This window comes from Hymenobacter sp. BRD128, assembly GCF_013256625.1.
Classification (GTDB): Bacteria; Bacteroidota; Bacteroidia; order Cytophagales; family Hymenobacteraceae; genus Hymenobacter.
The window spans coordinates 3241835-3256060 of the sequence record NZ_CP053908.1 but is presented as its reverse complement, the minus strand read 5'-3'; the positions used below and the strand labels follow the sequence as shown (position 1 = coordinate 3256060).

Annotated in this window: 13 protein-coding genes; 10 read left to right on the top strand and 3 right to left on the bottom strand. The window is 60.1% G+C overall.

Features of this window, described 5'->3' with window-relative positions:
* Positions 1-119 precede the first annotated feature (119 nt).
* The 4 genes from GKZ68_RS14380 (at position 120) to GKZ68_RS14365 (ending at position 3266) form a co-directional block, all read left to right on the top strand.
* Positions 120-917 (top strand): hypothetical protein, encoded by a 798-nt coding sequence (locus tag GKZ68_RS14380; protein ID WP_173115995.1) that lies wholly within the window; start codon positions 120-122, stop codon positions 915-917.
* On the top strand, positions 907-2127 hold the full coding sequence (locus tag GKZ68_RS14375; RefSeq protein ID WP_173115993.1) for a hypothetical protein: 1221 nt from the start codon (positions 907-909) through the stop codon (positions 2125-2127). Before GKZ68_RS14380 ends, GKZ68_RS14375 begins: the two co-directional genes overlap by 11 nt.
* Positions 2128-2271: 144 nt before the next feature.
* Positions 2272-2709: a PPC domain-containing DNA-binding protein gene (locus GKZ68_RS14370; RefSeq protein ID WP_173115991.1), complete on the top strand. Its 438-nt coding sequence runs from the start codon at positions 2272-2274 to the stop codon at positions 2707-2709.
* A gap of 44 nt (positions 2710-2753) precedes the next feature.
* Positions 2754-3266, top strand: a complete 513-nt coding sequence (locus GKZ68_RS14365; protein ID WP_173115989.1) for a PaaI family thioesterase — start codon at positions 2754-2756, stop codon at positions 3264-3266.
* Between the two features lie 63 nt (positions 3267-3329).
* Here GKZ68_RS14365 and GKZ68_RS14360 read toward each other — a convergent pair whose 3' ends face one another.
* Both GKZ68_RS14360 and GKZ68_RS14355 read right to left on the bottom strand, forming a co-directional pair.
* A complete protein-coding gene (locus tag GKZ68_RS14360) occupies positions 3330-4892 on the bottom strand; it encodes a DNA integrity scanning protein DisA nucleotide-binding domain protein (RefSeq protein WP_173115987.1) in 1563 nt (520 codons plus the stop codon).
* A 51-nt stretch (positions 4893-4943) separates the two neighbouring features.
* Positions 4944-5798: an energy transducer TonB gene (locus GKZ68_RS14355; protein ID WP_173115985.1), complete on the bottom strand. Its 855-nt coding sequence runs from the start codon at positions 5796-5798 to the stop codon at positions 4944-4946.
* Positions 5799-5958: 160 nt separating this feature from the next.
* Here GKZ68_RS14355 and GKZ68_RS14350 point away from each other — a divergent pair, with 160 nt between their 5' ends.
* The 5 genes from GKZ68_RS14350 to GKZ68_RS14330 all read left to right on the top strand — a co-directional run bounded on the left by GKZ68_RS14350 (position 5959) and on the right by GKZ68_RS14330 (position 13533).
* Positions 5959-6924, top strand: coding sequence for a bestrophin family protein (locus GKZ68_RS14350; RefSeq protein ID WP_173115983.1), 966 nt, complete (start codon positions 5959-5961; stop codon positions 6922-6924).
* Positions 6925-7104: 180 nt separating this feature from the next.
* Positions 7105-7797 carry an ABC transporter permease gene (locus GKZ68_RS14345; protein WP_254244011.1) on the top strand — a complete coding sequence of 231 codons (693 nt, stop codon included), beginning with the start codon at positions 7105-7107 and terminating at the stop codon, positions 7795-7797.
* A 117-nt stretch (positions 7798-7914) separates the two neighbouring features.
* Positions 7915-8922 (top strand): hypothetical protein, encoded by a 1008-nt coding sequence (locus tag GKZ68_RS14340; protein WP_173115979.1) that lies wholly within the window; start codon positions 7915-7917, stop codon positions 8920-8922.
* Between the two features lie 1013 nt (positions 8923-9935).
* Complete coding sequence (locus tag GKZ68_RS14335; RefSeq protein WP_173115977.1) at positions 9936-12128, top strand: FUSC family membrane protein; 2193 nt, start codon at positions 9936-9938, stop codon at positions 12126-12128.
* 109 nt (positions 12129-12237) lie between these two features.
* Positions 12238-13533: an MFS transporter gene (locus GKZ68_RS14330; RefSeq protein WP_173115975.1), complete on the top strand. Its 1296-nt coding sequence runs from the start codon at positions 12238-12240 to the stop codon at positions 13531-13533.
* Positions 13534-13603: 70 nt separating this feature from the next.
* Here GKZ68_RS14330 and GKZ68_RS14325 read toward each other — a convergent pair whose 3' ends face one another.
* Positions 13604-13780, bottom strand: coding sequence for a hypothetical protein (locus GKZ68_RS14325; RefSeq protein ID WP_173115973.1), 177 nt, complete (start codon positions 13778-13780; stop codon positions 13604-13606).
* A gap of 155 nt (positions 13781-13935) precedes the next feature.
* On the opposite strand from GKZ68_RS14325, the gene GKZ68_RS14320 reads away from it, so the two are divergent.
* Positions 13936-14196 (top strand): hypothetical protein, encoded by a 261-nt coding sequence (locus GKZ68_RS14320; RefSeq protein ID WP_173115971.1) that lies wholly within the window; start codon positions 13936-13938, stop codon positions 14194-14196.
* Positions 14197-14226: the final 30 nt, after the last annotated feature.

Genomic DNA, 14226 nt, shown 5'->3' with positions numbered 1-14226 from the left:
TTGATTACCGCTGCGAAAGTTCTGCTTTTTCCCACCCACATTACCGGCCATTGCGCCGGGGCACTCGTATTAGCCCCGCGTAATAGTCCTACTCCGCTGCCTTGCGGGACTTATTCATTATGGAACCTATTAATCGTCATTCACTAGAAAATTACGCGGAGCGGCACCGGGCCGACTTCGACCTGCACGAGCCCCGGCCCGAGATGTGGGCCGCCCTGGAAAAGCAACTGCACGGCGAGAGCCCAGCCGCTGCTGAAGTGCCGCACATGGCTATTGCTGCTACCTCCCTCACCCAGCCCGCTGCCCGGCTACCGCTGGCCCCGCCCGTGCTGCGCGTGCAAAAAAGCGAGCGCTGGCAGCGCTACGGCATTGCGGCGGCCCTGGTGGCGCTGCTGGTGGCTGCCGGCCTGGGCGAAGCCTGGAAAACGCAGCATCGCCCGGCCACAGTAGCACAAGCTGCTGACGCTGGCCAGAGCGCGGCCGATGCGGCGTTGTACCTCGGCCCCAGCCCCAGCGTGCTGCTGGCTGCCAGCCAGGGCAATGGCGACGTAGATGCCCGCCTCGACACGGCCGTGCACGGCATGGAGCGCTACTACGTTGCCCAGCTTACCGACCGCAAAACCCAGCTCAGCCAGCTAGCCCCCGACGCCACCGCCGAGTGGGCGCGCGAGCTGGTGGGCCTCGACTCCAGCTACCAGCAGCTGAAACGCGAGCTGCCACGCCACCCCCAGCCCGAAGTAGTGCTGACGGCTATGAACCGCAACCTGCAAATTCGCCTCGACATCCTGGACCGCCAGCTTGAGCTGCACGGTGGCGACCAGACCGCCCTGGCCGGCGCCGCGGGCAATAATGGCGAGTACGTGCTGGCCGATAGCCGCAGCATTGCCGATAATATCATCCGCCGCAATGGCAACTAACCCTGCCTGGCTGCTAGCGGCTGGGCTAGCCAGCCTGGCCTTGCCTGGGCTGGCGCAGACTGCGCCGGAGCCCGCGCCCGAGCGCGGGCAGATGAGCTACTACGTGGCGCCGGTGCCGGGTAGTGCCGGGCAGGACGGCCCCGCCGCTCAGCCTCAGCCGCACCCTAGCCAGGAAGAAACTACGCCGCCCATCGAGCAGCGGCGGCGCCTGAGCCGCAGCTTTCGGGTGGTTAAGGCGGGGCAGGCGTTTGCCCTCGATACGCGCTACGGCCACGTGCGCATCAGTGCCTGGGACAGGCCGGAAATGAAAGTCGAAGCTGAGCTTATTGCCCGTGCCGAAACCGCCGCCGGGGCTAGCCAGCTGCTCGATGGCCTGGGCGTGCAGTGGCTCGACTACGATGCCCGCACGGGTGGCGTGGCCGTAAGCTCGCAGTTTGGGCCGGCGTTGAAGGGCAAGTGCAGTGGTGGTGGCTGCCGCTACGAGGTGAATTACACCGTGTGGCTGCCGGCGTCCACGGCGCTGCGCCTCACCACTTCTTTTGCCGATGTGACGATGAATGGCGACTGGCAGGGGCCGGCGCAGCTCACCGTCAACTACGGCACGCTGCGCACTGGCCGCCTCAACGGGGCTGGCAACGTAGTGCACATTGCCAACGGCGATGCCACCCTACCCTACGTTCGGCAGGCTAGTCTGCAAGCCGACTACGCCCGCCTACGCCTCGATGCCGGCGCGCAGATTGAGCTGCAAACCAATTATTCTGACGTGGATATGGGCACCGTGCACGACCTCACGGTGCACAGCAAATACGGCGACGTGGCCCTGGGCACGGTGCGCACCCTGCGCGGCTCATCGGGCTACTCGCACTTTACCGTGGGCAAGCTTAGCGAGGGCCTCGACATGGCCGTGCGCTACTGCCCCGATTTTGAGGTGCGTGACATGGGAGCCAACTTCCGCCAGATAACCCTGGACGGCGGTTACAGTACCATCCGGCTGGGTTTTGCCGAAGCCACGCCTAGCTTTCGCTTCGACGTGAGCACCGAGCAGGGCCAGTTGCTAGTCGATAAAAAACAGGTGCGCGTGCTCTCGGAAGGCGGCAAGACGGATGGTATTGCCGACGTAATGGGCGTGTATGGCGGCCGGGTGCCCGCGCCCGGCGCCGGCAATGTCAATATTAAAGTGCGCTACGGCACGGTGCGTTTCAGCAAGTAGATTACCAGCATAAAGCACTAGTACGTCAGGCGGCGCTGCGTAGGCAAGCGCCGCCTGATGTTCTTTTGTGCAGTGCTAAACCCTGTTTTGCTTTTTCTGCTCGCGCGGCTGGCTAGCCCGGCGTGAGCCCAGTCGCTGGCGCCGATGGCTCTTTCTTCCCCGCTCACTGCCTATGCCCTGCGCCTCAAGCCCGGCGATGACCTGCACCAGCAGCTCACGGCCTTTGTGGCGGCGCATCACCTCGAAGCGGGCGCCGTGCTTACCTGCGTGGGCAGCCTCACCGACGTGCGCCTGCGGCTAGCCAACCAAGAGACTGCCACTCACTACCACGGGCACTTTGAGATAGTATCGCTCGTGGGCACACTCTCGGCCTCGGGCGGCGGGCACTTGCACCTGGCCGTGGCCGACAGTACCGGGCGCACCCTGGGCGGCCACCTGCTCGAAGGCTGCCGCGTGTACACCACCGCCGAAATTGTGCTGGGGGCGCTGCCCGCGCTGCGCTTCGGGCGCGAGATTGATATGACCTTCGGCTACCGCGAATTGGTGGTGCGCCCTGCGGCGGCTAATCCAAAAAAGCCCTAGCTTCGCCCAGGGCCAGCCGGTGTCAAGGCGGCCCGGCCACTACTATGTCCACTGCTGCCATTCCGGCGGCCGATTCGCCGGCCGCCGCCGCCGCTTTTCGCCGCCAAGTGCTGAAACCCGCCAAGCTGCGCCTCTTTCTGCTGCGCAAGCTGCCAATGGCCTGGCTGGCCGGCTTGCGCCTGCGCGCGCTCACGCCGGAGGCGGCCACCGTTACTATTCGTTACAAGTACCTTACCCAGAATCCGTTTCGCAGCATCTACTTCGCCTGCCTGAGCATGGCGGCCGAGCTGGCCAGCGGTATTCAGGCGCTGATGCAGGTGCAGCGCGACGGGCCGGTGTCGATGCTGGTGGTGGGACTCACGGCCGAGTTTAGCAAGAAGGCGGTGGGCACCATCGCTTTTACCTGCCCCGATGGCGCGGCCATTGCCCAGGCCGTGGCCGAAAGCCGCGCCACCGGCGAAGGCCGCACGGTGATATGCACCAGCACCGGCCGCGATGAAGCCGGCGACGTGGTCGCGGTATTTAAAATTACGTGGTCGTTTCGGGCGAAGCAGTAATAGTAAAATAAACCGAACGTCAGGCTGAGCTTGTCAAAGCCTGACGTTCGGTTTATTTTACTATTACTCCCGCGTTTCGGCTAGGTTCTCTTTGGTGAGTACATCCACCATGCCGTCTTCGCTCACTACCACCACGAGGCAGGGGTAGGGCGAGCTTTCAACGTAGCGCACGGCCGAGTTGAAGCGGGCGCCGCGGGTGCCGTTGCCGTGGCCGCTAGCCTTGCCATCGAGAATAACGCCGATGGAGTAGCAATAGCCATCGGGGTCGAGCAGCACGGCGCCGTCGATGCTGGTGATGAGCTGGGTAATGAGCGGCGTGAGCGGCACCGGCTCGATAAGCGTGCATTGTAGCTTGAGGCGGTCGGCCTCGGCCAGGGCTTCGGTGGTGATGACGAGCAGCGTACCCTTGGGCTGCTTGCTGGCTTCGAGCACCACGTCCCAGAGCAGGGCCACCTTATCGGTGCGGTGCAGGTCGAAGGTGCGCTTGAGGTCGCGCTTGAAGCGGGTGCGGTTGAGGCGCGGGCGCGGCAGGTTGGGCAGGCCGTAGCGCGAGCGCAGCAGCACCTGCCCGGCGTGGGCAAACTCCCAAGCGTAGTGCGTCACGAAGTGAATGTCGAACAGGTCTTCGCGGGCGGCATCGTAGTGGCCCGTCTGGCGGCCTAGCGCATACACTTTTTCGCCGTCGGCGAGCAGATGCACGTCGTGGCTGGTCATTTCGAGCAGCTTGCGCACGGCGCGGTAGTCGCTGAGCTCGGTGGGGCAGGTGAGGGCAAATACCTCCTCGATATTGGGGTGGCCGCGCGGCACCAGCAGCAGCCGGCCGATGCCCTCGGCGCCCTCATAGCGCAGGCTCGAAATGGTATTGAGCGTAGTAAAAAGCTGGGCTAGCGCCGGGTCGGTGCCCAGGGCCAGGGCGGGCGTGTCGAGCAGGCTCTGGCCGGCGGCGCGCAATAGCTCCTCCGTATCGCGCGGGCGGAAAAGAAAGCCCGCGCCGGGCGAGGGCTCATTCAAAGACTTATAGCACTCCTCGTTGAAGCGGTACATGGCCGCCGCCAGCAGCGAGTTGGCCACCGGCTTGCCGGTGGTGTAAAAGCGGTCGGGCTTGAGGGCCGGGTACGAGCGCAGCGGCTTGCGCTGCACCCGCAGCAGCGTAAATACCATGTAGCCGTTGATGCGCACCGGGTAGCCCACAAAATGCTGGGTGGTGGCGCCGGCGTCGAGCCGCTCCAGCACTTGCAGCAGCGCGGCCCGAATGCCCAGGTTTTCGAGGCGCTGCCGCACCTGCGCGGGGTTCATCCAGTCGGCCGACTTCGCCACGGGCGGCCCCAGGCCGGTAGCTTCCAGCACCAAGCCATCGGCCACTACTTCGGCAAAGGCGTCGCTGGGCAGCTCGCTTTCGGCCGGCTCCTGGCACACCAGCTGGGGGGCGGAGGGGTCGAGCGACAAGCAGAGCACCGACACCTGCGGGCGCAGGTCATCGTCGAGGGCATCAAACAGCGCCTGGGCAATGGCCTGGGCGCTCTCGCGGTAGCGGCCTTGGTGAGGCCAGATGAAGTGAGCGGGCAAAGCCGGCGTAGCCGGCCGGGTAAGGGCGTGGGTGGGCGTCATGGCGCAGAAAAGGGACATAGACCGAGAAAGCTGGGGCTAGCGCGGTTGCGTGCCGACGCGCACCCAGCCCTACAGTTGGAATATAACCGGCAAAGCCATCTTTTGCTTTATTGGTTTGCCCTGATAGAGCGCCGGCTCCCATTTGGGCGCGGCTTTGATGAGGCGCACTGCCTCTTCATCCAGCCCCGAGCCGTGCTTCTGCACCACGCGCACATCGGTGAGCGAGCCGTCGGGCTGCACCACGAACTCGACCGGCACCTTGGCTTGAATGCGGCGCTTGCGGGCCAGCGCCGGGTACTGCTGGTGCTCGGCTATCCAGGTAAAAAATGCCGCGTTGCCACCCACCGGCTGGGCCGATTTTTCGGGCCGTATGATGTTGGTGCCGCTCGCCGTGGTGCCTACTACCGAGGTGGTGCCCGGCGCGGCAGCCACCGCGCCGGGTGGTAGCGGCTGGCCGGGCTTGGTGCTGCCAGCGGCGGGTACCTCCACGGTTTCGCCCGAGCCCTGGGCCAGCACGAAGCTCACGGGCAGCGTTACGCGCTGGCGCACCAGCTGGCCGTGGTTGTGGGCGGGCGTCCACTTGGGGCCGGCTTTCACCACCCGAATGGCCTCGGCGTCGAGCAGCGGGGCTACCGGCTGCTTTACTTCGACCTCGCCCACGCTGCCGCTGCGCTCGACCACGAAGGTTACCAGCACGGTGCCTTCCTGCTTGGCCTGCATGGCGGCGGTGGGGTATTTCTGGTGGCTAGCCAGGTACTCGGCGTAGGCCTGGGGGCCGCCCTTGGGCACGGCGGGTTGCTCCACGGCGTCGTAAACGGTCTTGGGGTCGTCGGCTTTGTACTTGAGCTTGACGGGTTTCTGGGCCAGGGCCGGCGTGGCGGCGGCCAGGGCGAGCAGCAGGGCCGCAGGACGAAGAGTAAACATAAATTAAAGAGAAAGAGCCAGGCCAACAATCGCCCGCCACCGGGGGTAATGGGGCGGGCAGCGCGACAACGCGCCGCGCCGTATACCCAAGGCAAAGAACGCGCCGCCCGGCGGGACCCCAGCCTTTGGCTGCCGAAAATATGGCTTACTCGTTTTATCCATGTACGTTCGCAAAAATCTTCGCGCCAGTTTTGTGTGGCGCAATTACGGCTGGCGGCCGCTGCTCATCTTTGCCGGCTACGATGCCTTTATCTGCCTGCTCTACGGGCCGCTCGATATTCACTGGCTCGACATTCCGTGGCAGCCGGTGGCCATGCTCGGCACGGCGGTGGCCTTTTACATTGGTTTTAAAAGCAACGGCTCCTACGCCCGCTTCTGGGAGGGTCGGCAGCTGTGGGGCGCCATCGTAAACACCTCGCGCACCTGGACGCTGCGGGTGTTCGACTTCGTGCAGCCGCTGCCCGGCGAGCGGCTGCCCAGCCCCGTAGCCACCCACGAGCTGCACCGCCGCCTGCTCTACCGCCAGCTAGCCTGGTGCAACGCCCTGCGCCTGCACCTGCGCCGCCAAACGGCCGAGCGCTGGGAGGCCGAGGTGGCGCCCTTCCTCACCGACCCCGCCGACCGCGCCCTCAAAACCACGGCCAACCCACCTACCCACTTGCTGCGCCACCAAAGCAAGGAAATACTCGACCTGCACCAGAATGGCCTGCTCACCGAGTTTCGCCACGTGGCGCTGATGGATACTATCCAGGACCTGTTCAATGCACAGGGGGCCTGCGAGCGCATCAAAAACACGCCTTTCCCGCGCCAGTACGCCTATTTTAGCTACGTCTTCGTCTGGATTTTTGCCGCCATCCTGCCGCTGGGCCTCGTCGAGGAGTTTGACCACCGGCTAGCCCTAGGGCAGTTTCACGTGTGGCTCATGGTGCCGTTTGCGGCCACCGTCAGTTGGGTATTTAATACCATCGAGCTAGTGGGCCACAACAGCGAAAACCCCTTCGACAACCAGCCCAATGATGTGCCAATGGAAGCCATCTGCCGCAGCATCGAAATCGACCTGCGCGAGCTGCTCGGCGAAACCGACCTGCCCAAGCCCCTGCTGCCGGTCGAGGACGTGCTGTATTAAATCGGCCCCAGCGTTAAAGTATAGCGAGCGTTCAAACGTCGGGTAGGGCTAGCCCTACCCGACGTTCATTTTTGCCGCCCGGCCTGGGCCGTACCTTTGCGGCTCGTTAGTTATCTCTAGGTGATGTATAAATATCCTCGGCCAATATCTGCGTTTGGCCGCTTCGTGCTGTTGATGCAAATGATGGTAACCCGCCCCGAGCGCCGCCAGGTGCTCTGGCACCGCACCCTCGACGAGGCCGTCGAAATCGGTACCGACTCCGTTTTTATCGTGGGCCTGGTTTCGACCTTCATCGGCGCCGTAACCTGCGTGCAGATTGCCTACAACATGGTTAACCCGCTCATTCCGATGAGCACCGTGGGCTTTATGGTGCGCGAAATGACCATTCTGGAGCTGGCGCCCACCATTATTTCGGTGGTGCTGGCGGGCAAAGTGGGCTCGGCCATTGCGGGCGGCCTGGGTACCATGCGCATCACCGAGCAGATTTCGGCCATCGACGCGATGGGCATCAACTCGGCTTCCTATCTGGTGCTGCCGCGCATTCTGGCTTCGCTATTCGTGTTTCCGCTGCTCGTTATTCTGGCCATGAATTTGAGTATTCTGGGCGGCTACGTGGCCACGCAGCTTTCGGGCACCATGAGCGGCGCCGAGTACATTGAAGGCATTCGCTACGCCTTTAAGCCCTACACGGTGCTTTTCTCGCTGATAAAGTCGGTGGTGTTTGCCTTCCTGGTATCAGCCATTTCCTCCTACAAAGGCTACACGCTGAAGGGTGGCGCGCTGGAGGTGGGCAAGGCCAGCACGGCCGCCGTTACCAACTCCATCATCTCCATCTTACTGGCCGACTACGCGCTGGCCGCCATTCTGCTGTAGTAGTGCGCACAACCTATTCGCATGTGGGCGCAGATGCATTGGTTGTATTAAATTTTTCGCTCAAATACTGTCAAACGTTTTACTTTTGTCAGACCAATAACTCTTTAAAAAATAGATATGATAAATATATTAATACTTTCTTATGGAAATATATTGGAATATAATAGAGCAATTTTTATGATGCTCAGTTTCGAATGCTATTACTCAGGAAACAAGCAGAAGATAAGGTTTGTAATATTTACCGATAATGCAGATTTATTTAAATCTTATAATTTTGAATCAGATTTAGATATAATCCCTATATCTAAATCTGAAATAGTGCAACTGAAAGGCCCTGCCAATTTTATTCATATAGTCAAAATTGCCATAGTCGAGAAAACTTTTAATAAATATCCACAAGATTATTTGCTTTTTATCGATTCTGATACTTTTTTTATTCAAGACCCTATCAAACTATTTGAAGAAGCAGTAAAGGGAAAAATATTTATGCATGTGAAAGAATATTTATTGGAAGATGCTATTGAGCTTTATAGATATGTTTTTAATTCTGATAATTTACCTAAATCTTTTCTTAATTTAATTGAAAATAAATCATATATATTAGATAATAAAAATGTTAATTTCAATAGACATCATTATTCATGGAATTCAGGAGTTTTAGGGTTAACGCCTGAGATGGCTCGCATTATTCCTGATATATATAACATGGCAAATGATTTTTATCAATCAACTGAGTGGATACTTAGCGAACAGTTAGCATTTAGTTTAGCATTGCAAGTAACCGTAGAGCTAAATGAGTGTGGCCAATTCATCACTCATTATTATGAGCAAAAAGAATTTGTAGATGAATTTCTTGAAAAAAATTTAACTTCCGATATTAAAAAAATTAAAGGTCTTGATAGAAAAAAACAAATAAATAAACTTGTTCTCAACTTAAGAGCTGGCCTCAAAATAAATAAATTTCAAAAGGAATCCAGTTATTTTTTTTATAAAAAGCAGATTTGGAAAGGTATTTACTATGCTTCTCTATCATTTAGGGCTAAACCATTTGATATAAAATATAGTAAAGATATTTTATGGCACGCAAGAAAAATATTTAAAGAATGGATAGTGTCAAAAAAATAACTGTTAATACTATACATAATTTGTAAAGTATGACTGCTATACCTTTTGAGGCAGGACTATAAATTCGGAATGGGTTATTTAGTAATGCGTGAGCGACCTATACAATTCTTGGCCCTGATTAGCCTGTATGTGGCTGAGTCCAATGACTTGCTCACCAATTTTAGCTCGACTGCGGAACGTTACTATCGCTTCCATATCCTGGATGGCGCAGTACGGTAGTCTCTCTAGAAGAATCGCGCTAACGCCGTGCTGGTGCCATAGATACGAAACTGGTTTTTCTGTTAAACCATATCAAAAACAACTACTTGCAGCAGCACTAGGCGGTTAGCTTTAGCGTTTCGCAGCGCATAGTCATCAGCTTGCTGGGTACACTCAACCAAGTGCTAGCCTAACATCGGTCGGTATACCCGATTATGGTTTTTGCCTATGCTGGGGGGCGAGCGCGGCATTCTACGCAACGCCGACCGTGCCGAGCAAGTGAAAAAAATTGCATCGTCTGGAAAACATGGTCTTGTGCGATGACACCCAGTATGTACATTTTCTTCCGGCTATGGAAGCCGGATGCTTGCATAACAAAAAACTGGCTGACGAGTATGAGTTTGCCCTACAATCGCCGGTTGGTGGCATAATATGCCAGAATCTGGGTCTGCTAGGTCACGCGCCGAGCGGGATACTAGTGGATATGACCCATAAAAACCACTGAAGTGGAAGGTGACGTTCTCACAAGGGTTTTACAATTAGATGCTAAGTCCTTTACTCGTGGTCATGGAACACGCCCCAGCGGTAGTTAGCGCCTGCGCATGGTCACATATAAGTTCCGTCTACGAGGCGGGTGGGTGCTCGAAACAATAATGGCCGTGGCCTGCGGCCTACACAAACTGCGTGTTACCAGTCCGTACCGCAACTACTTTACTCATCCACTCAAGAACTTCTCCCATCAATCCAAATAAGGTTCAATCTTTGAGAGTGTTGAGCAAGCTGTAATTTAACTTATTGTGCATTTTTGGATTGCCATGCAGTTAAGTGTGTCGCGCCGCGACCTGTCGTATTTTTTCTTCAGCCAGCACTTTTCCGATGGGCTGCGCACCACGCTGGCCATTCTGCTGCCGGCAGTGGCGGGGGCGCAGTGGGGGCAGTTTGCGGCGGGCATCACCATCTCGACCGGCGCCGTGTGCCTGAGCGTGACCGACACGCCCGGCCCCCTGCAGCACCGGCGCAATGGCCTGCTGGCCGCCCTGGGTTTGGTGTTTGTGGGGGCGCTGCTGGTGGGCTGGCTAGCCCCCTACCGGCTGGCGCTGGGCGTGGTGCTGGTGGGCCTGAGCTTTGGGCTGACGATGCTGCTGGTGTGGGGCGCGCGGGCCGGCTCGGTGGGCTCGGCGGCGCTGCTGGGCATGGTGCTCACCCTGGCCCACCCGCCTGAGGGCTGGCAGGCCAATCTGCTGCACGCCGGTATGCTGGGGCTAGGGGGCGGCTGGTATTTGCTGCTGGCGCTGGTGCAAAGCCGGGTGCAACCCTACCGCTCGGCCCAGCAGGCGCTGGGCGAGTGCCTACACGCCGTAGCAGGTTTTCTGCATATAAAAGCTGCTTTTTATAATTCTTCAACCGACCTCGACGAAGACTACCGCCGCCTCGTGGCCCAGCAGGTAGTAGTGAATGAGAAGCAGGAAGCCGTGCGTGACCTCATCTTCCGCTCGCGCCAGATAGTGAGCGAAAGCACCAGCACCGGCCGCCGCCTGGTGCTCACCTTCACCGAAACGGTGGACCTCTACGAGCACATCACGGCGGGTTACTACGACTACGGGGCTCTGCGCGCGGCTTTTGGCGAAACGGGCATTCTGGCCGAAATCCAGGCATTCATCAACCGGCTGGCTACGGACCTCGACTACCTCGGCAGCGCCATCCTGGTGAACCGCGCCTACGGCAGCCCGCCGCCCGACCGCCTGGCCGAGCTTACTCAGCTGCAAGCCCGCATCAACGCCCTGCCCGCGCCCGACCCGGCCACCGGTCTGAGCACGCTGGTGCTCAAGAAAATCCTGGTAAACCTGCGCGACCTGCACCGGCGCGTGCGCAGCATCCGGCGCTATTTCGATGAGGACCAGGCCGCGCTAGCCCCCGACCCGCGCCGGGTGGCTAGCCACACCCAGTTCGTGGCCCGGCAGGAGCTGGAGTGGAGCGCCTTCGGCGAAAACCTGACGTTGAGCTCGTCGGTGTTTCGGCACGCCGTGCGCATGGCCGTAGCCTGCTCCGTGGCCTTCACGGTGGCCGAGCTGCTGTGGCACGGCCAGCACAACTACTGGATTTTGATGACGGTAACCTTCATGCTCAAGCCCGGCTTCAGCCTCACCCGCGAGCGCAACATTCAGCGCATCAGCGGCACGCTGGTGGGCGGCGTGCTGGGCTCGCTGGTGCTGTGGGCCGTGCCCGATGGCGACGTGCGCTTCGGGCTGCTGCTGGTGTTTATGGTTATTGCCTACTCGTTTCAGCGTACCAAATACCTCGTGACGGTAATTTTTCTCACGGCTTACCTGCTCATCATGTTCAGCTTTTTGGGGCTGAGCTACATCGGGGTGATTGAGGAGCGCCTCACCGATACGGCGCTGGGCTGCGCCATTGCCCTGGCCACGGCCTACCTGCTGTTTCCGCGCTGGGAAGGCGAGCAGCTGCCCGACCTGCTGGCCGCTACCCTGCGCGCCAACCTCGCTTACCTGCGCCAACTGGCCGACCGCCTGGCCGGCCGCGAAGTGTTGCCCACCACCTACCGCCTACTCCGCAAAGACGTGTACGTAGCCTCGGCTAACCTCGCGGCGGCCTTCCAGCGCATGCTTTCCGAGCCGCGCCGCACCCGCCGCCACCCCACCGAGGTGCACGAGTTTGTGGTGCTCAATCATATTCTGTCGGCTAATATCTCGGCCCTCACCACCACTTGGCAAGATGCGGCCACGCCCAACCCCGCCGTGCCGCCCGAGGCGCGCCGCGTACTCACCAGCGCCCAGGCTGCCCTCAGCAAAAGCCTGGCTAGGCTAGCCGCCGCGCCCGCGCCCGAAGTGGAAGCCGCCGCCCCCGCCACCGTGGCGCTGCTGCAGGAGGTGCGCGCCGATGCCCTGGCCGACACCGCTAGCCCCGACCGTACCCTGGCCGAGCAGTTGGCCTTTCTGCAAAAAGTGAGCAGTGACCTGAGCCGCGTGACCGAGGCGCTGGTAGCTTAAGCTCGACTGTAGCTAGCCAGCTGCTAGCCAGTACCTTTAGGCACTGCCTTTTCGCCCTGTTGGGCTTTCGCTCAGCCTACCCACCCACCCGCTTAACGTTTTGCCTCACTTGGTCCTCCGCGACAGCGCCCGGCTGCGCTACGTCACCTTTTTTTACCTGTATGTAATGCAGGGTATTCCGGCGGGCTTCGGCCTCACGGCAGTATACAACTACTTGATTGGTAGTGGGCTGTCGGCCCACGCGGTGGGCTCGTTTGCCGCCATCGTGGGCCTGCCCTGGACGTTCCAGTTCGTGTGGGGGCCGCTGATTGATAAGTACCAATACTCCATCATCGGGCACCGCAAGCAGTGGGTAGTGCTCACGCAGCTGGTGGCGGTGCTGGCTTCGCTTTCGCTGCTGCTGGTGCGCCAGCCGGTGGCCCAGCTGGGGCTGATGAGCGCCGTGTTCTTCATTCACAGCGTATTTGCCTCCATCCAGGATGCCAGCGTCGATGCCATTGCCATCTCGGTGGTGCCGGCCGCCGAGCGCGGGCGCGTGAATGCCTTTATGCGGGGCGGCTTTTTGCTGGGCTGGGCGGTGGGCGGCGCGGCGCTCTCGTGGGTGCTGCACCACGGCGGGTTTGGGCGGGCAGCGCTGGCGCAGTCGCTAGCCCTGCTGGGGCTCACGGTGCTCACGTTTTTTATCAAGCTCGAGCGCACCGACCGCCTGCTGCCGCGCTTCGGGCCGGGCCAGCGCCCGATAGTCGAGGGCCAAAGCGAAGCCGAAATTAACCCGCCGCTAGGGTGGCTGTTTGCCGAATTGTGGCGCAGCATGGTCGAAAAGCACAGCCTGCGGGCGTTTGGCATCATCTTCCTGGCGTACCTGGGCGGCTCGCTCTTTAATAATGCTTACACGTTTCACCTCATCCACTCACTGCACTGGGCCGATGCCGAAGTGTCGGCGCAGCAGGGGACGCTGGGCAGCGTTATCGCCTTCGGGGTGCTGCTCGGCGGCGGCATCATCGTCGACCGCCTGGGTGCGGCCCGGCTGCAATATTGGGTGATGGTGGGGCTGGCGGGCTTTCTACTGACTTTCGGCAGCCTGGGCGCATTCTGGTCGTTGAAAGCGGTTGGCTTTACCGGCCTGGTTGTCATGAACCTGGCCGACCCACTGCTCAGCGCCGCTGCCATGCCGCTGCTCATGGCCTTCTGCCGGCCGCGCATCGAGGGCTCGCAGTTCACTACGTACATGGCTTTGGTTAATCTCTGCACCGTCACGGCCAGCTACCTCAACGGCTGGCTGCTTGAGCTTACGTCGGCCCCTGTTATCGGCGTGGGGTGTGGGCTGCTGCTGCTCAGCCTGGTCGTGGCGCTGCGCCGCTCCCAGGCCCACCCAGCGCTAGCTCAGCAGCCCATAGTCGCCTAATTCGGTAAAAAAACGGCGGCCAAGGCCCGCTAGGGGGCTTGGCCGCCGGAGTGGTGGCTAGGGCAGGGGGCTATTTACGGCCCGAGCCGCCGGGCTTTTTGCCGCCGCCGTCCTGCTTGTTTACCGTGGCCCAGGCGCGGGCTTCGGCTTCCTTGTCGGAAACGCCTTTTTTCTCGTAGCCTTCTTCGATGTGCTCGGCCTGGCGCTTTTGCTTGTCGGTGTATTTCGACTTATCTCCCTGGGGCATGGCTGGAAAAGGAATAAGGATGAACAGAAAAACCCAGGCTAGCGGGGGCTAGCCTGGGTTTTTATACGAGGCTGGCCGGGTGGGTGTTAAAGCAGCGCTCGACGAGTCGGGTAGGGCCGGGGCGCTATCTTCGGCCGAATCTCCGCTAGCTGCCTATGCGCCACGTTGCCGATATCCCGCATTCCCAAGTTAAAATCACGCTGCTCGCCTGGAATGGCAAGTACCTGCTCAAGCTAGAGCAAGGCCCGCTCGAACAGACCTATAAGGTGGCCGAGCTGGACCTGACCGGCGTGGCCGCGCCCGACGTGGAAATCCGTCAGTTGCTCGACGATGAGTTTCTGGCCGCCGCCGTGGCGCGCTTCCAGCTCATGCGCGACGACCTGCGCGCCGCCTTCGCCCGCCACGACCTCCGCTAATTCTTCTCCCCACCTTTCCCTGCTTTCGCT